15 protein-coding genes and 2 riboswitches are annotated in these 17,434 nt (G+C 54.1%); of the genes, 4 read left to right on the forward strand and 11 right to left on the reverse strand.

Annotated elements, in window-relative coordinates; translation table 11 throughout:
• Positions 1–126: 126 nt before the first annotated feature.
• Complete coding sequence (locus DEP07_RS23710; RefSeq protein ID WP_217021747.1) at positions 127–1,455, reverse strand: M28 family peptidase; 1,329 nt, start codon at positions 1,453–1,455, stop codon at positions 127–129.
• A gap of 353 nt (positions 1,456–1,808) precedes the next feature.
• Here DEP07_RS23710 and dat point away from each other — a divergent pair, with 353 nt between their 5' ends.
• On the forward strand, positions 1,809–2,660 hold the full coding sequence (dat, locus tag DEP07_RS23715) for a D-amino-acid transaminase (RefSeq protein ID WP_217021746.1): 852 nt from the start codon (positions 1,809–1,811) through the stop codon (positions 2,658–2,660).
• A gap of 93 nt (positions 2,661–2,753) precedes the next feature.
• Here dat and DEP07_RS23720 read toward each other — a convergent pair whose 3' ends face one another.
• The 5 genes from DEP07_RS23720 to gcvT form a co-directional block, all read right to left on the reverse strand.
• Complete coding sequence (locus tag DEP07_RS23720) at positions 2,754–3,584, reverse strand: lipoate--protein ligase family protein (protein WP_063226803.1); 831 nt, start codon at positions 3,582–3,584, stop codon at positions 2,754–2,756.
• 76 nt (positions 3,585–3,660) lie between these two features.
• Positions 3,661–4,734, reverse strand: a complete 1,074-nt coding sequence (locus DEP07_RS23725) for an undecaprenyldiphospho-muramoylpentapeptide beta-N-acetylglucosaminyltransferase (RefSeq protein ID WP_287103120.1) — start codon at positions 4,732–4,734, stop codon at positions 3,661–3,663.
• 107 nt (positions 4,735–4,841) lie between these two features.
• Positions 4,842–6,311 carry an aminomethyl-transferring glycine dehydrogenase subunit GcvPB gene (gcvPB, locus tag DEP07_RS23730; protein ID WP_122965813.1) on the reverse strand — a complete coding sequence of 490 codons (1,470 nt, stop codon included), beginning with the start codon at positions 6,309–6,311 and terminating at the stop codon, positions 4,842–4,844.
• Complete coding sequence (gcvPA, locus tag DEP07_RS23735; RefSeq protein WP_173595756.1) at positions 6,304–7,656, reverse strand: aminomethyl-transferring glycine dehydrogenase subunit GcvPA; 1,353 nt, start codon at positions 7,654–7,656, stop codon at positions 6,304–6,306. The genes gcvPB and gcvPA overlap by 8 nt, the downstream gene beginning before the upstream one ends.
• Positions 7,657–7,702: 46 nt before the next feature.
• Positions 7,703–8,803, reverse strand: a complete 1,101-nt coding sequence (gene gcvT / locus DEP07_RS23740) for a glycine cleavage system aminomethyltransferase GcvT (protein ID WP_122965811.1) — start codon at positions 8,801–8,803, stop codon at positions 7,703–7,705.
• A gap of 91 nt (positions 8,804–8,894) precedes the next feature.
• A riboswitch (glycine riboswitch) is annotated at positions 8,895–9,011 on the reverse strand.
• Positions 9,012–9,108, reverse strand: a riboswitch (glycine riboswitch).
• Between the two features lie 220 nt (positions 9,109–9,328).
• Between gcvT and DEP07_RS23745 the strand changes: the two genes are divergently transcribed.
• The 3 genes from DEP07_RS23745 (at position 9,329) to DEP07_RS23755 (ending at position 13,154) form a co-directional block, all read left to right on the forward strand.
• The gene (locus DEP07_RS23745; protein WP_173599162.1) at positions 9,329–11,029 is read left to right on the forward strand and encodes a DEAD/DEAH box helicase; all 1,701 of its coding nucleotides are present in this window, start codon (positions 9,329–9,331) and stop codon (positions 11,027–11,029) included.
• A 42-nt stretch (positions 11,030–11,071) separates the two neighbouring features.
• The gene (locus tag DEP07_RS23750; protein ID WP_287103124.1) at positions 11,072–12,196 is read left to right on the forward strand and encodes a YqhG family protein; all 1,125 of its coding nucleotides are present in this window, start codon (positions 11,072–11,074) and stop codon (positions 12,194–12,196) included.
• A gap of 109 nt (positions 12,197–12,305) precedes the next feature.
• Positions 12,306–13,154: a hypothetical protein gene (locus tag DEP07_RS23755; RefSeq protein WP_173599164.1), complete on the forward strand. Its 849-nt coding sequence runs from the start codon at positions 12,306–12,308 to the stop codon at positions 13,152–13,154.
• A gap of 97 nt (positions 13,155–13,251) precedes the next feature.
• On the opposite strand, the gene DEP07_RS23760 is transcribed toward DEP07_RS23755, so the two are convergent.
• From DEP07_RS23760 to DEP07_RS23780, 5 genes are all read right to left on the reverse strand, one after another.
• Positions 13,252–13,506 carry a YkuS family protein gene (locus tag DEP07_RS23760; RefSeq protein ID WP_063230799.1) on the reverse strand — a complete coding sequence of 85 codons (255 nt, stop codon included), beginning with the start codon at positions 13,504–13,506 and terminating at the stop codon, positions 13,252–13,254.
• A gap of 37 nt (positions 13,507–13,543) precedes the next feature.
• Positions 13,544–13,705 (reverse strand): YqzE family protein, encoded by a 162-nt coding sequence (locus tag DEP07_RS23765; protein ID WP_083955784.1) that lies wholly within the window; start codon positions 13,703–13,705, stop codon positions 13,544–13,546.
• 65 nt (positions 13,706–13,770) lie between these two features.
• Positions 13,771–14,292 (reverse strand): shikimate kinase, encoded by a 522-nt coding sequence (locus tag DEP07_RS23770; RefSeq protein WP_173595753.1) that lies wholly within the window; start codon positions 14,290–14,292, stop codon positions 13,771–13,773.
• Positions 14,289–16,157, reverse strand: coding sequence for a stalk domain-containing protein (locus tag DEP07_RS23775; protein WP_173595752.1), 1,869 nt, complete (start codon positions 16,155–16,157; stop codon positions 14,289–14,291). Before DEP07_RS23775 ends, DEP07_RS23770 begins: the two co-directional genes overlap by 4 nt.
• 201 nt (positions 16,158–16,358) lie before the next feature.
• Positions 16,359–17,327, reverse strand: coding sequence for a substrate-binding domain-containing protein (locus DEP07_RS23780; protein ID WP_173595751.1), 969 nt, complete (start codon positions 17,325–17,327; stop codon positions 16,359–16,361).
• Positions 17,328–17,434: the final 107 nt, after the last annotated feature.

Raw genomic sequence — 17,434 nt, forward strand, 5'->3', positions numbered from 1 at the left:
AAAAAAGTTTGCCGGGAGTTTTTGCGAGGGCGATGGCGAGAATCGTCTGCACACAAAAGGCGCCCCGTGTCTTTTCCTGGACGCCCTGCGTTTGCCTTCGTTTTTACGATGCGCTCGCAACCAAGCCTATTGAAGATCTTCTCCCGCTTCCTGCTGTCTGCCCGTTTGCACGGACTGACGCGGTTCGGCAGGAGCAGTAGAGTCGGTCAGGCTGCCGACCACAGATGAAATGACTTTCGCCGCTTGCGCAAGCTGCTCTTTTTGAATCTGGACAAGCCCGTCCTTCGCTTCCTCCTGCGCTGGCAGACGTGTAAGCAAGACCGCCGGAATCCCTGTCCCGGCAAGCAATTGCAGCTGTTTTCGCTGACGCGCGCCCACTTGCTCCAATGCGCTTGCTTGCACTCCGGCTTGCGTGAACACGCTGCCTGTCTGCGTGGAGGTCGATTGTGCAGGCACCGCGGTCAGTTGACCGTCCCTGCCCACTGCATCCACGTATATGGCAGCCACGATCTTCGCCTTGTCTTTTGCCGCAAGTGAATCAAAAAATGCCTGTCCGCCCCGTTCCCCGGCTGTCTCCGCTCCCAAACTGACCAGCTTCACCTGCGCATCCAAGCGGCTCTCGGCCAGTTGGCGCGCCACTTCAAGCAAGACGGCTACGCCGGATGCGTTGTCATTGGCTCCTGCGGACGATGCGGTCGAGTCATGATTCGCCAGGAGGAGTACCTGCCGCTCCGTGTTTGCAGCTGTCGTTTTGTTCGTCGCGATGAAATTATAGGACGTATGTCTGCTCGTCTGGCTTCCGTCTACCTTCACGGTTGCGCGCAGCGGCTGCTGATCCCGCAAACGCTCTTGCAGCAGGCTGCCGTCCGCCTGTGACAAGCCGATGACCGGAACGGACATGTCCAGCGGCTCGCCCAGTGTCGCCTTCCACTCCCCCTCGCGATCGTTCCAGATGATCGCCGCTACCACTCCTGCTGCCGCTGCCTGTCTGACCTTTTCGCCAAACGGAATTTCTCCCCGCTTGATCAGCGCGATTTTCCCTCTCGCCGCTCCATTGGCAAAATCATTGGCGCGTCCGTAGCCGACATCGACTATGTCCGCTGTTGCCGTCCCGTTCTGGGCAAAAGTCAATCCTTTGATCGCCCAACTGCGCTTCCAGTCGTCGATCGCAAGCGACAAGACCGTTGGGCGTTTGTATGTATGGTAATAAAAAGGCTGGAGTTCTGTCTCATAGCCATAGGCGCGCCACAGATTCTCCACGTACACCCCTGCTGCGAACTCCGACTCGGTCGCAGGCGGCCTCGCTGCTTTCGCCAAGCGCTCTACATGGCTGTACAACAGCTCTGCATCTGTCTGAACCTGATTCGCATATGCCTGTTGCGAAGAGAAGGGCAAGGACAGCAAACTCCCGCAAACAAGCAGTGCTCCTAGTGCGCAATAACCAACGGATCGCATGGCGTTCTCCCCTCTTCCTGGCGCTCTTTGCTTTTATTATGGACAGACTGCTCCATAAGCGTCTAGTCAGAATAGTTAGTCAAATACCAGCACGCGCCGTCAGCGGCGGACAGCTTTCGTTCTCCTTCTGCCCAAATCTGCCTGGACATGCACAGCGACACGAGGAACTCGTCGATTTGTCGGAAAGGAGACGCCCATTTAAAAAGTTAATAGATGAACGCTTCTCCTTGCTAAATTATTGATAGCGGAAATCCGCTTTTCAAATTGACCCTGAGAGGTACGATTTGCTAATGTTGAATCAAATAAAAAACCGTTGGAAAAAAGCGGCTGGAATCAGTAGAGGAGGACTCACCATGCTTTATGTAGATGGCAAATGGGTGGAAGAGGGGCAAGCAGCGGTTCATCCGGAAGATCGCGGATACAACTTCGGGGACGGCATCTATGAAGTCGTACGAATCTATAAAGGGCGCATGTATCAATGGGACGCCCACTTGACCCGCCTGTTCCGCAGCGCGCGGGAAATCAAGCTGGAGCTGCCGTGGAGCCCGGAATCACTGACCGATTTGGCTCAAGAGCTGATGGCGAAAAACAACATTACCGACCAGGACGATGCCACCTTGTACTTGCAAATTTCTCGCGGCGCCGCTCCTCGCGTCCACGACATCCCAAGTGCCATCACTCCGGTCATCATGGCTTTCGTGCGCCCCAAAGCTCGGCCAGTCGACGATTTGAAAAAGGGTTGGACAGCTTCCCTCGTAGAAGACATTCGCTGGCTGCGCTGTGATATCAAGACTCTCAATCTATTGGGAGCCGTGCTCGTCAAACAGTACGCCAAGGACAAAGGCGCACAGGACTCGATTTTGCACCGCGACGGGATCATTACCGAATGCAGTTCGTCCAATCTTTTCGCAGTAAAAGACGGCGTGCTGTACACGCATCCGGCTGATCACCTGATCCTGCACGGCATCACCCGTCAGGTCGTCATCGATCTGGCCCAGGCAAACGGCATCGCTGTTCACGAAAAGCCGTTTGACATCGCCTTCCTCAAACAAGCGGATGAGTTGTTCCTCACCAGCACGACCGCAGAAATCATGCCGCTGATCTCCGTCGATGGCGAAGCGGTAGGCAACGGTCAGCCAGGTTCGGTTACATCCAGGCTGCAAGCTTTGTTTGAACAGCACATTCACGACAGCGTACTCGTCTAACCGTACGAAACAGATGGAAAACGAAAAAGCTCACCAGCGATTGTTCACACTGGCGAGCTTTTTTCTGTACGTTTGTCACCTGTCGGCTATTGTCTATCGGCGCAAGTTCCATTCGTCTGTCGCATAACGGGTGGCGGCGAGTTCCTCTGCCAGCGCCCGCTCTTCGTCTGTCAGTGCGGACGGCACCAGTTCGACGTCCAGACCGGAGGCAAAGCCTTTGGAAAATGCCTCGATCGCTTCCTGCAAGCTGACAGGACGCGGGCTTACTTCGTTAATCGTCACCGCTTTTTGGCGGAAGCTGTCCATCATCCGCTGTTTGACGCGATCCGACGGGAAATGCAGCAGCGAGAACAGCAAATCGACGTCCATATCGAGCAAGATCGAGCCGTGCTGGAGGATGACTCCCTTTTGACGCGTTTGCGCACTGCCCGCTACCTTTTTGCCTTCGACGACCAGCTCATACCACGATGGCGAGTCAAAGCAAGCAGACGAGCCTGGCGAGTTGTACTTTTCTTTTTCCTCCTCGCTGGCAAGCGACACCATCTCTGCGGCAAGCCCCAGGTTCTGGAAGCCGTGCAGCAATCCGAGGCTGATGATTTTGTAAGCCTCTGTCACGCCAGATGGCATCCGCGGATGATCTTCGGACACGATCACACTGTACGTCAGCTCCTGATCGTGGAGAACGGCGCGTCCGCCTGTTGCCCGGCGCACAAAGCCAAGTCCGCGCCGCTGTACTTCCTCCAGGTTGATTTCCTTGATCGCCTTTTGAAAATATCCAATCGACAAAGTAGCCGGGTCCCACGTATAAAAACGAACGGTCGGCGGTACCTTGCCTTCGCTGTGCAGTTGCAAAATCGCTTCGTCTACAGCCATATTCATCGCCGGAGACATCGGCTCCGTTACGACATAGCGCCACTGTTCCATATGTATGTACCTCCTTCTCACAACGATTTCATTGTACGCTTCTCCCAAAAGGGCGGCAAGACTTGGATGCGCTGTTTCAATGAGCCGCTTCCTCGATGATCGCGACGACTTGCGCCAAGGCGTCTTTTTGTTTTCCGATCGCGGCGCGCTGCTTTTCCGCGATGGCGCTTCGCTTGTCGGCAAGGCTTTTCAACGCTTGCAAAAAGCTCGCCTCGTTCAGCGCCTCTTCCTGCAAGACGGCACAAAAGCCTTGCTGCTCAAATGAGCGTGCGTTCAACAACTGATCTCCCCTGCTGGCTGCAAGAGACAACGGCACAAGCAGCATCGGCTTTTGCAGTTCGAGAAACTCGTAAATCGCATTGGAGCCCGCGCGCGAGACGACCAAATCCGTCATCGCCAAAAGGTCGGGAAGCTCCTCCTGGACGTACTCGAACTGCTTGTAGCCTTTCTTTTGCAAGCTTTCGTCCCGTTGGTTTTTGCCGCAAATATGTACGATGGAATACTGTTTGAGCAGTTCATCGAGCGTTCCCCTGATCACTTCGTTCAAACGTTTTGCCCCGAGACTCCCGCCCATGACGAGCAGCACAGGCTTCCCCGGAGAAAAATCACACAGGGCCAGCCCTTGCTCTTTTCGGCCTTTTTTCAGTTCCTCGCGCACGATGGCTCCTACGTGCGTTCCCTTGCCTGCTGGCAGATGCTTCAATGTATCAGGAAAAGTCACGCATACTTTGTCGGCAAAAGGCAGCGACAGGCGATTGGCCAGTCCTGGCGTCAAATCAGACTCGTGCAGGACGACAGGCAGCCGATTCAGCCAGGCGCCGAACACAACCGGGACGGAGACGAAGCCGCCCTTGGAAAAGATTACGTTCGGCTTCCAGTCAGCGAGGAAGCGGTACGCCTGCCAAGCCCCTTTGCTCACACGCAGCGGGTCCGTGAAGTTTTTCCAAGCAAAATATCGGCGCAGCTTGCCTGTAGCAATCCCGATGTAGCGCACGCCGTCCAGCTTCTCGACCAGCTCCCGCTCAATCCCCTCTGTCGAGCCGATGTAGGCCACCTCCCAGCCCCGCTGCAAAAAATGCGGGATGAGGGCGAGGTTGAGCGTGACGTGCCCGGCAGACCCGCCGCCAGTAAATACTATCCGTTTGCTCATGTTTGTCTTCTCTCCCCGAAAGTCGGATCAACCCCATCTGTTCATGATAGCATCATTCGGAAAGAAAAACCGCCCTGTAAAAAGGCGGCTTTTCCCAAAGAGAGTTATTAAGCTTGTGGCTGATAGCGCAGGATCGGCTTGCGTGCCGCAGTCGCTTCATCCAGACGTTTTACCACGGTCGTGTGCGGAGCTTCCTGTACAAGCTCAGGTGTTTCTTCACACTCGCGGGCAATTTGCAGCATGACGTCGATGAACTCGTCGAGCGTTTCTTTTGTCTCGGTTTCAGTCGGCTCGATCATCAGGCACTCATCGACAATCAGCGGGAAGTAGATCGTTGGCGGATGGTAGCCGAAGTCGAGCAAACGTTTTGCGATATCCAGCGTGCGCACGCCGAGTTTCTTTTGGTTCACGCCAGACAAGACAAATTCGTGCTTGCAGACGCGGTCAAACGGCAGGTTGTACGCCGTAGCGAGACGACGCATCATGTAGTTGGCGCTGAGCACCGCATTTTGCGAAACTTGCAGCAAACCTTCTGGACCCATCGTGCGGATGTAGCTGTAAGCGCGAACGAGAATGCCGAAGTTTCCGTTGTAGCCTTTTACGCGGCCGATCGATTCCGGACGGTTGCTGTCCCAGTAGAAGCTGCCGTCTTCTTTTTTCGCCACGATTGGCGTTGGCAAAAATGGTTCGAGAACCTTTTTCACGCCGACTGGTCCAGCACCTGGGCCGCCGCCGCCGTGTGGTCCGGTAAATGTTTTGTGCAAGTTGAGATGCACGACGTCAAAGCCCATGTCGCCTGGACGGGCAATGCCGAGGATCGCATTCGCATTGGCTCCATCGTAGTACAGCAAGCCGCCTGCTTCGTGGACGATTTTCGCCATCTCGACGATGTCTTCCTCGAACAGACCGAGTGTGTTCGGGTTGGTCAGCATGAGCGCTGCCGTGTCAGAGCCAACCGCATCGCGCAGAGCTTGAATGTCTACCAGACCGCGCTCGTCAGAAGCAATCGTAACGGTATCCAGACCTGCTACAGCCGCAGACGCCGGGTTTGTACCGTGCGCGGAGTTCGGCACGATTACTTTTGTACGGTGAGCTTCTCCACGGCTTTCATGGTAAGCGCGGATCATCATCAGACCCGTCCACTCGCCTGCCGCTCCGGCAGCCGGTTGCAGGGTAACGGCGTCCATTCCGGTGATTTCAGCCAGTTCTTCTTGCAGGTTGTACAAAAGCTCCAGTGCGCCTTGTACAGTTTCTTCCGGCTGGTACGGGTGAGTTTGCGCGAAGCCGGCATAGCGAGCCACGTCTTCGTTGATTTTCGGATTGTATTTCATCGTGCAAGAACCGAGCGGGTAGAAGCCGTTGTCTACCCCGTGGTTGCGACGGGACAACTCGGTGTAGTGGCGAACGAGTTGCAGCTCGGATACCTCTGGCAATTCAGCAGGGGTTTCACGAATGAGGTGCTTTGGCAAAAGGCTTGCGACCTCTACTTCCGGTACATCCAATGCCGGCAGATTGTAGCCCACACGGCCCGGTTTGCTCATTTCAAAAATCAGTGCTTTCTCCTGGTCGTTACGCACGTGTGATCGCCTCCAATTCAGCCGCCAATGTGTCGATTTCTTCCTTGGTCCGAAGCTCGGTTACTGCGAGCAAGGTATGGCCTGCAAATTCTGGGTAATCCAGCCCCAGATCGTAGCCGCCGATGATTCCTGCCTGGAGCAGTTGCTTGTTGGCTTCTGCTACTGGCTTGGACAGCTTGACCACGAACTCGTTGAAGAACGGGGAAGTAAATACGACTTCCAGCCCTTTGGCTTGCAGGGCTTGCTTCGCGTAATGCGCCTTTTGCAGGTTCATCATCGCCATTTCCTGTACGCCTTGTTTTCCGAGTCCAGTCAGGGTGATCGCAGCCGCCAGTGCCAACAGCGCCTGGTTGGAGCAAATGTTCGAAGTCGCTTTTTCACGACGGATATGCTGTTCACGAGCTTGCAGCGTCAGTACGAAACCGCGCTTGCCGTTCTCGTCTTTCGTTTGCCCGACGATGCGTCCTGGCATTTTGCGCATCAGCTTGCTCGTCGTCGCAAAATATCCGCAGTGCGGTCCGCCAAACGATGCCGGGATACCGAACGGTTGCATGTCGCCTACTACGATGTCAGCGCCCAGTTTGCCTGGCGCTTCCAATACGCCCAGTGCAAGCGGGTTGGAAGAAACGACGAACAGGGCGCCTTTGCCATGAGCAATCGGCTCAACTGCTGCCAAGTCTTCCACGTTTCCGAAGAAGTTAGGATATTGCACGATCACAGCCGCTGTGTTTTCGTCAATCAGCGCTTCCAGAGCTTGTGTGTCGGTTACGCCATCGCTGTTGATGCCGACTTCAACCAGTTCTACGCCTTGACCGTACGCGTATGTTTTCAGAACGCCGCGCGCTTCCGGATGCACCGCGCGGGAAACGATGACGCGCTTTTTGCCAGTGTGACCAGCCGCCATCATAGCCGCTTCTGCCAAGGAAGTCGCTCCGTCGTACATGGAGGAGTTCGCTACTTCCATTCCTGTCAGTTCACACACCATTGTCTGAAATTCAAAAATCGCTTGCAGCTCGCCTTGGCTGATTTCAGGCTGGTAAGGCGTATAAGCCGTGAAAAATTCTCCGCGGAGCAGCATGTGGTTGACTGTGCTTGGCGCATAGTGCTGATAAACGCCAGCACCCAAAAAGTTGACGTGTGTGCTGAAGTTGACGTTTTTGTTAGCCAGGCGAGTGAAGTATTTGACCAGATCAGGCTCGGACAGAGCTTCTGGAATGTTCAGCGCACCTTTGAAACGCACCTCTTCCGGAATGTCTGCAAACAGTTCTTCTACACTGGAAATGCCCAGAGTTTCGAGCATTTCGCGCTTGTCCTGATCAGTTTGGGGCAGGTAGCGGTATTTCACGAACGTTGTCCTCCTCAAATAGGATGTATTGTGGGCTTATGCTTGGTTATTTCGCACGTTTATAAAAAGGAGCGGCAACAACAACAGCTTTCAGTCGTTTTCCGCGAATTTCCACTTCAACCTCTGTGCCAATCGCCGTGTGCTCGCTTTTGACCAGGGCCAGACCAACGTTTTTCTTCAAGGTCGGGGATTGTGTCCCTGTGGTCACTTCTCCTACCAGCTCTTCTCCGACATAGACCGGATAGTGCGTGCGCGGAATGCCGCGATCGATCATCTCGATCCCTACCAGCTTGCGAGGCGCGCCGTTTTCTTTTTGCGCTTTCAACACCTCTTGGCCGATGAACGGCACTGCTTTATCTACCTTCACCGCGAAGCCGATACCCGCTTCGATCGGTGTAATGTCCTTGCTCAGTTCCTGACCGTACAGTGGCAGCTTGGCTTCAAAGCGCAGCGTGTCACGCGCCCCCAGTCCGCAAGCAACCAGACCGTCTTCTTTGCCTGCTTCAAGCAGGGCGTCCCACAGCTCTGCCGCACGATCCGCAGCCAGGTAAATCTCGAAGCCATCTTCGCCCGTGTAGCCTGTACGGGATACCAATGCCGGAATACCGCTAACCTCTACATCGCGCTCAAAACGGAAAAAGCCGATTTGGGACAGATCCGTTTGGGTCAGCTTTTGCAAAATCGATTCAGCCAAAGGCCCCTGGATCGCAATCTGCGCCGTTTGCGGCGAGATATTTTCGATCGTGACGCCCGGAATCAGGTGCTCCTGCAGCCATGCATAGTCTTTGTCAATATTGCCAGCGTTGATGACAAGCAGGTAATGGTCGTCTGCGTATTTGTAAACGAGCAAATCGTCGACCGTACCGCCGTCCGGGTAGCAAAGCACGCTGTATTGAGCTTGTCCCACTGCCAGCTTGGAAACGTCGTTGGTTGTCACGCGCTGCAAGTATTCGAGCGCGCTCTCGCCTTTTACGTCCACCTCTCCCATGTGGGATACATCAAACAAACCTGCTTTCGTGCGAACAGCTTCATGCTCCTGACCAATGCTGGAAAACTGTACAGGCAGCTCCCAACCGCCGAAGTCGATTGTTTTGGCGCCGTATTTTGCATAGGAATCAAACAGTGGCGTTCTTTTCAGATTGGACATGTGTGGCACCTCCTAAAGGCAGATAGTCGGCATTTTTCCCCATGAAAAAACAGAGGCGAAAAAACGGGTACACCAAAAGAAAGGTGCCCATTTCTCCTCCTCTGTCCTTGGTACCTGAGAGTTACCTTGCCAATCAAGCTCGGCGGGGATCACCGGGCTTGCAAGTTTCCCCTTTGGTGGCTCGACATGCGAGCTCTCTCCAGAGTTGCGTCCAGTAGAGGTTCTTTTGCCTGAGAGATTCACCGTTACCGGCTTGCTCCTTCGGCGCTGCAGTGGTTCACGCAGTCTCTCCCTGCTACTATCATTCGCGTTGGTTAGATGGTCATACATAAGTTTTTGCTATGATTTCCATACTAATGAACGAACTTCCTCTATATCCTACCATGAGAGTCGACAGTTGAAAATATGCAAATTAACAGTCAGATCAAGAAATACTTAACAAAGTGATGAACATTACCCATAATGTTAAGTTTTTTATTAAAACGCATGAAAGTTATGGCAGAGCTGTGTAAAGGAGTAACGTATATGCCGAATGTTCCTGTTTCATTTGACACGAGCTGGATATCGCCGCTGACCGAGCGGCTGCACGAAGATGGTCCATGGGACAAGTGGGAGCTGTTCAAGCTGGCGCTGGAAGCAGAAGAAGCGATGGCGGTTCGCGAGTTCGATTCTTTGCAATGCCTGAACTACTTGCCGCTGCTCTCGCCTTTTCCCCATCAGCTCCAGACGGCGGAACGCGTGCTGAATGACATGCGCGGCCGCGCGATTCTCGCGGATGAAGTCGGATTGGGCAAGACCATCGAGGCAGGGTTGATCATGAAAGAATACATGGTCAGAGGCTTGGCGAAAAAAATTCTCGTCCTCGTTCCCGCCTCTCTCGTCATTCAGTGGACAAAAGAACTGCAACAAAAATTCGGCATTCCTGCCGTCGCGCAAAAAAAAGAGTACATGTGGCGTCAGCACGAAGTCGTCGTCGCTTCCATCGACACGGCCAAACGCGACCCGCATCGCCGCCATGTGCTCGATATCGACTACGACATGCTCATTATCGACGAAGCGCACAAGCTCAAAAACAAGCGAACCCGAAACTATCAATTCGTGAAGGAAATTCGCAAAAAATACTGTTTGCTGCTCACCGCCACCCCTATCCAGAACGAGATGGACGAGCTGTACAACCTGATCAATTTGCTCAAACCGGGGCATCTGGGCCACTCGACGTCGTTTTCCACCAATTACGTCGAGGGAAAGCGCCAATCGAAAAACAGCGAAAAATTGCGCGAAGAAATCGAAAAGGTCATGATTCGCAACAAGCGAAGCGACGGCGGCATCCAGTTCACCAGCCGCCGCGTGCAGTCGATTCCCATCGAGCTGACGCAGGAGGAGATGGAGCTGTACGAGGGCGTCACGCGCTTTGTCCACGATCAGTACAAGACGGGAACCGGGCTGTTCAATTCGCTCGCTCTCATCACGCTCCAGCGCGAGGTTTGCTCCAGCAAGGAAGCCTCCTTCATGACGCTGTACAACATGCATCAACGCACCAGCGAGGAGTCTTTGCTGCGGGCGCAAATACTGGAACTGGTGGAGATGATCAAGCGGATCGAGACGCATTCCAAGGCCGCCAAAACGGTCGAGCTGATTCAGCAGATCAACGACAAAGTGATCGTTTTCACCGAATATCGGGCCACGCAAAATTACTTGCAAAAATATTTGCATGACCACGGAATTACCTCTGTGCCGTTTCGCGGCGGCTTCAAGCGCAGCAAAAAAGACTGGATGACCGATCTGTTTCAAAACCGCGCACAAGTGCTGATCGCGACAGAAGCAGGCGGCGAAGGGATCAACCTGCAATTTTGCAATCAGGTGATCAACTACGACATGCCTTGGAACCCGATGCGTGTCGAACAGCGAATCGGCCGCGTTCACCGTCTCGGGCAAAAGCGGGATGTGCACATTTACAATCTGTCCACGGTCGGGACGATCGAAGAACATATTCTCAAACTGCTGTACGAAAAAATCGATCTGTTTGAAATGGTCATCGGCGAACTCGATGATATCGTCGAACGCCTCAACCTGAGTTCCTCGCTGGAAGAAAACTTGACGCAAATTATTATGGACTCCGCATCCACGCGCGAAATGGCTTTGAAGCTGGACAACATGGGGCACGCGATTCGCGCAAGCCGCCAGCCGCACGTCGCCCCTGCTCTCTCGGAAGCCGCCGAGCAGTAGTCTGGATGCCCCCAACTAGCCAACAAGAAAAGAGGTTCCCTGATGCAAGCCAACCAGGTCAGGCAATTCGTAGAGCGCTATCTCGCGACTTTTTCTGCTCACATCGTCGAATCCCACCCCGACTACTTGACGGTCAAACTGCCTGTCGAGGTCGACAAAGATATCGGCAACCGGCCTTTTTACTGGAGCTGGGTCGACAAAATGAATCTGGCGTACCAGCCGCTCGTGCTCACCTTCGCCTTTCATCCCGACCGCATGCCGGATGGGCTGCGTGCCGAACACCTGCACCTCGGCGCCGGGCGCATGCAGCAAATTTTTGCCTCGGCGAAAAAGCACGGTCAATTCGTCTGCATGTACGAGCAAAATACCGCTTCGCTCCCCGCCACGGGCAAACGCCGTTCTACGCCGCTCGTTCCGTGGCTGGGCATCAATCTAAAAGTGTCGTTTCTGTGCGACAAGCGGCGCGATCTCATGCTCTACCTCGGGGTCAACCTGCACCAGCCGCGGGTCGTGCACGACTTTTCGACGTACTTGTTTCAGTTGCCGCTCTCCCCGGCCATCCCGGACTATTTCTATACGCTTGATCGGAAAATTTCCGTAGAGGATGCGCTCCAGATGGCTCGCCAGGAAGCCGAAGCGGTCATCGCCAAGGAAGACCAGGCGTGGGCTGCCGAGGCAAAAGCCCGCTTGGCGGAAGAACTGGACATTCTCGCCGCCTACTACGAAGAACTGGCGAAGCGGGAGCCGCAAGCAGAGCAGGCTGATGCGGACGACGAAGAAGCGGAAAAAGCCGAGGAGCCGCAAACAGCGCAAGCCATCGTTCCCCTCCCGCAAACGGAAGCTCCTCCTGTCGCGGAGCCTGTTGTCGAAGCAACGCAAACCATTGACGAATACCGCTCATCTGGCGGACGAATCCTCGACTTTTTACGTGCGAATGGCATTCAGGTGACACCACGGGAAGAAATCAATCAGGAAGAGTGGAAAAAAAGCACGCCGGAAGAAGAAAAACAGCGGCGAATGGACGAGCTGCGCTGGCAGTATGAACCCCGCATCGAGGTTCACTTCATTAACGGCGGGCTGTTTTACTTGCACTCGAACCCGCCTGTTCAAAAGCTTTCTGGCGCAAAAACAGTGCGCCATCTTCCCGCAAACGGGCGAATCATGTAAAAGATCAACGAGAAGTAGTGTGAGAGGAGTGACAAGTTGCAACAAATCTTTTTGTCATAGCTGGTTACAATAGGAATAGGATAGCCAGCGCAAAAGGTGGTGCATGTTTGTGACCAGACGATTTCTGCCCTTTCTCGGGGTCCTCTTGTCTTTCGTATTGATCTCCTGGCCCGTTCATGCCGAGGAGCAAGGCGGCTGGGAAAAAGCGTTTCAGGCTCAAATCCAGACCTGGATGAAAGAGCTCGCAAGCCGTGATCCGCAATTCAAAGAGTGGCAAAAAGCTGATACAGAAGTACAGACGCTCGGCCCGAACCAGCATCAATGGCTGGTCAGCATCAAAAAAGCCGACAAGCAAGTAGGCTATCTGGTCGTCGGAGAAACAGTCGAATCGAATGTCCCGGAAAAATTCGTCTTGCTCGAATACGGCGTCGGGGAATACATTTTGTTCGACGATGCCTTCGCTCCCCGGGAAATTGCCGCTGAGCCAGTCTACGACGGATTCGCTTCCCACTGGCTGATTGCCCGCCAGTCTTCGGCGCAAATGGTGAACGCCAAAACAGGCGAAGCTTATCCCGCTTCGTTTGCAGCCAACGAACCAACCGTGCTGCAAAATCTGGTGCAGACAGGACAAAAACTGACCCAGACCCGCACTTTGCAATCGGCGCAGACAGACCCGTTCGACCAGATCGGCTGGTTCAACCAAATGCAACGCGGCAGCGCCGTTACGTGGTCAGAGCTGTGGCAACAGCAAAACAACGCGTCAGTTACCCTCACTGTTTCCTTGTACCACGCCCAGGTGCTGGCTCCTTACGCTGTCGGCTCGCTCCATTTGTGGAACGACCAATCTGCCTATGTGGGGGTCTGGGATGAAGGACTGCGCTTTATCCCTTACGTCTACGCTGACAAGATCGGCAAATTTTACGTATCCAGTCCGCAGGTGCGGCCGCCTCAAAGCTGACATATCGCTTCGTATGTATAAAAAAACAAGCTCCCCTGCCAGCGTGCAGAAGAGCTTGTTTTTTCGTTGTTTGCGCCGTCGGACGCCATTTTTTCGATCAGTGATGATCTGTTGGAGAAAGGCGTTCATGCACGGCGTGGAAAACTTCCGCGGCTGTCATGCCCTCCGCATTGATTATCGGCGCACCCGTAATCGTCTTGTTTTGATCGCCAAGAACGTTCACATCCTGGCCAGTGATCACGATCGCATCGACCACTTGCTGCCAGTTTCCCAAATCAACCACATCGTAGCCGTTATCGCACAGCATTTTGCGAATTTGAGAAAGGGAGTTTTCTACCGCTACTCTCGCCATACGCACGCACCCTCCGTCCGCTTACCATGGTGTAGGATTATTTGCGCCACAACAGCCGGATCGCCATGGGAATTGCCCCAAACCAGCGTGCAGACCAAGGCTCACGTGGAGCCTTTCGCTGACGCCGTTCGTCTTTTGGAGTATCCATGTACTGCACAAACAATTTCGTCAGGTACTTCAAATATTCTTGAAAGGACATCGCACGTGACCTCCTTCGTACTCGCAGATGCACGCCGTCGTTCACCGGCAAAAGCGCTGTCCTTTTTATTGTTTCCCGTCTTCTGTGCTTTCAACCACGCGCTGCTTAATTTCCTCCACGATTGCTTCCAGGCTTTTTCCGGTCGTATCCACCTGAATCGGGGCAAAATCGTACGCTCCTGCGCGTTCTGCCATGAGCGCCGTCACCCGTTCTGCCACCCCTGTGGCAAGCAAAGGACGAGCTGTGTCGTTTTTCAGCCGTCGTATCAGTTCTTCTACGGTTGCATGCAGGGCGATGACGATTCCTCGTTCCAGCATGACTTTTACATTTTGCTCGCGCAGGACGACCCCTCCGCCCGTTGTCAGCACTTGCGGCCCTTCATTCAGCAGCCTGGACAGCTCAGCCGACTCCACATCGCGAAAATAAGTTTCTCCTCGCTCTTCGAAGAGCTTTGGGATCGAGCGGCCTTCCTTATCCACGATGGCGGTGTCCAGGTCTGTATGCGCAAGCCCCAAAGAAGCGGCCAGCGCAGCGCCAACGGTCGTCTTGCCTGTTCCCATAAAACCGACCAAAATCAGGTTTTTCATTTTGTTTCCGACACCTTTCCACTCGATCTGCGCGTTTGTATTTTGACTGTTCTCTCATCGGGATTGTACTGGGTATCAAATTCCAGAATCGTCGCGAAAAACGACAGCGGCACCATCGTCCGCTCCTTGATCTCCATCAGCGGATGGCCGAGATCGAGCTTCTTGCCGTCGCGAATGGCAAAACGCTCGCGTTCTTTTACGTACACCTCGTAGCCGTTGCCCGTGATGCGGATCATTTGTTTTTCCTTGTCCCAGCTAATGGCAAGCCCCATCTTTTCCCCCAGCTCGCGCAACGGGAAATACACCGTGCCGCCCGTTGCCCGCGCCGAAATGGACGGATAGTAGCTCATATTGTTGATGACAGTCGTAATATACGGCTCCAGCTGAACCGTTCCCATGCCCTCGCGGTTCGATTTTTTCGTTGCCGTGACGAAGTATGAAGCCTCGCCTTGCAACGTCTGGCCCAGCGCCTGATCCAGATGCTCTGCCCCGATCACGCTGCCGTGGTAATTTTGCTGGACACGGTGGAGAAAACGCTTGTAGGCGTCATCCCCGATCTGCTTGCGCAAATGGTCGAACAAAAGGGCACCTCGGGAGTACCACGTCCAATGAAATTCTTCTTCCGTGGCGAACTTCTGCAACGGCTTGTCCAGCTTGCCATCCGGATAGCGCTCCTGCAAACGGCGGGCGTCATGACTGTACTCTTCCAGCAAGGTCGTTGCCGATTGCGCCCCGTACCGATTTTGCAAATAGTGGTACACGCTCAGCTCCACAAGCCCCTCGTCCAGCCAGCCGTGAGACGCTTCCAATGTCGCTACGCTGTTATACCACCACAGATGGGCAATCTCATGCGGAAGCCAGTGGTCAATCAGATTGCGCTGGTACATGTCGCGCTTGAACACGGCGAGATTGGCGTATTCCATCGCATAAGTTGTCCCCGTGCTCGTCTCCGCGATGGCAACATGCGGATAAGGAAGCGGCCCGTACCAGTCGGTGTACGTCGGAAAGACCGATCCGGCGATCGCCTTGATCCGCTCGATGTTTCCTTTGTCTACAGACGCGATATCAACAGACAGGTTTGGAGTAATCTGAACGGTTTCCACCTGGTACAGCGGACTGCCGATCAAGGCGAAATTCAACAGCTTTTTGCCCTCGTAATGAATTTGCTGCTTGCTGCCATCAATCGCTTTCGCATTTCCTCTGCCCCAGGAACTGACCCAGTTGTAGCCTTTTGGCGAGACAAAGGACACGTTGTAATCGGCGTAATGGTAGACAAACGGATCGCCAAAATCAACGCGTTGCGGCGGATCGTACCACTTTCCTTGCTGATTTTGGGCACCGAGCATCGGGTACCACGTCGTCAACGTCCAAATGTCATCCTTGACACCAAACCTGGTTCCTCTCCGCGGAACCGGATTTTCGAACTCAATGGCAATAGCTCCACGCAATTCCGAGCCTAGCGGGTTTGCCAGCTTGACGGTCGACAGCCCCCGCTCAAAGGCAAGCGGTTTGTCTTTATAGCGAATCGATTTGACTGCCAGCTTGTTCCACAAATAATCGTAGACGAAGAGGCGTACATCCGCTGTTCCCGGATTGTCAAATTCGATCGTCATTTTTCCGGTAATTTTTGCTTCCGACGTATGCAACTCGGCTTGAATGTTATACACGGGATGCAAGTCTTTCACAAGGGAAGGCAACGGCGGATCGTAGGAAAACGGATCGACCCCCGGCTGCTCTGCCACGGTCGCCTGGCTCGTTTGAAAAAAGCCCGAGATCTGCGGCCAGTAGCTGATGATCCCGATGGAGCCAAACATGACGAGAATGGTGATGCATACTAATAAGCTTGTTTTTTGCAAAGTCTTCATGACAGCCCCCAAAAATCGCTCGGCTGCAAGCGTGCGTTTTTTATCGTAATGGATAGGATAGACCGCTTGCGGGTCGACAAAACAGTCGTACCGTTTTGTTCCATTGTAGCAAATAACGGGCAGGGTGAGTAGAAATTCAGGAGATTCTGTCGAGAAAAAGCCGTCCGCCCTCGCAACAGCAAGGGTGAACGGCTCCGTGTGCTACCACGTCTCGTACATGATTTTTCCCGTTTGGGACAGGTCGTAGCCGCCAACTGCCTCAAGCTCCTTGGAAAAGGCAGCGGAGTGGAGAATATCCATGACCGTTTTCAGCAGCGCCTCGTTTTCCCCCGTTTTGAGAATGACGAGGTCGTATCGTTCCTTGATCAGCGGAACAAACTCAACGCCGACCATGCGAGCCGCTTTTTCAATGCCCACTCCCACATCCGCTTCCTTGCGTGCGACCACTCCCGCTACAGCCAGATGGCTGTTCTCCTCCCGCTCGTAGCCATTCACGTCCCGCCCTGTGATGGACGCCAGCCGAAACTGCTCCTCGATCAGCGTGCGTGCCCCCGATCCTTTTTCCCGGTTGACCATCCGCACCCCGGACTTGGTCAGATCGGTCCAGGACAAAAGCTGTTTCGGATTGCCAGGCTGCACATAAAAGCCGGCCCAACGAGCCAACATGTTAACGACGACAAAGCGATGGCCGGATAAAAGACGGCGGACGTAAGGAACGTTGTAATCCATCGTCTCGCCATCAAACAAATGGGTGCTGACGATATCGGCTTTGCCTGTATACATGGCGACCAGACTGTTCAGCGAGCCTTGGTAGGAGCGCAGCGGACGAAGCGCTGCATCGCTTTTTTCCAGATGGCTGGAAAGCAAGTCGAGGCTGACATCCTGACCGCTGATGATGACATTGCGTCCGGTTGTCGGCTGGGCTTGTCCCGGCGCCTGCTGCGCTTGCCCCGGCACAGGTAACGTGTACGCCACCGGCTGCGCAGCCGCACGGTATCCCCCTTTGGCGCGCGTTTTGTACGCCTCCAGGTCGCTTTCGTCCACGCGCATCTGTCTCCCGACCCGATAAGCCGGCAGTTCTCCTTTTTTAATCAGATCGTAAACGGTCAGTTTGGAGATGCGCAAAAGCTTGGCAATTTCTTCTGTTGTGTACGACTTTTCATGGCTCATGTCATGCCTCCGCTCGGTTCTTTCCTTTCATTTTCTTTCAATTCTCGTAAAATCGCAATTGATTATTCACATATAGGAACTATAATCTATTTATATCCAGTTATAAT

Origin of the sequence: Brevibacillus sp. (genome assembly GCF_003521185.1) — a bacterium.
Taxonomy (GTDB): domain Bacteria; phylum Bacillota; class Bacilli; order Brevibacillales; family Brevibacillaceae; genus Brevibacillus; species Brevibacillus parabrevis.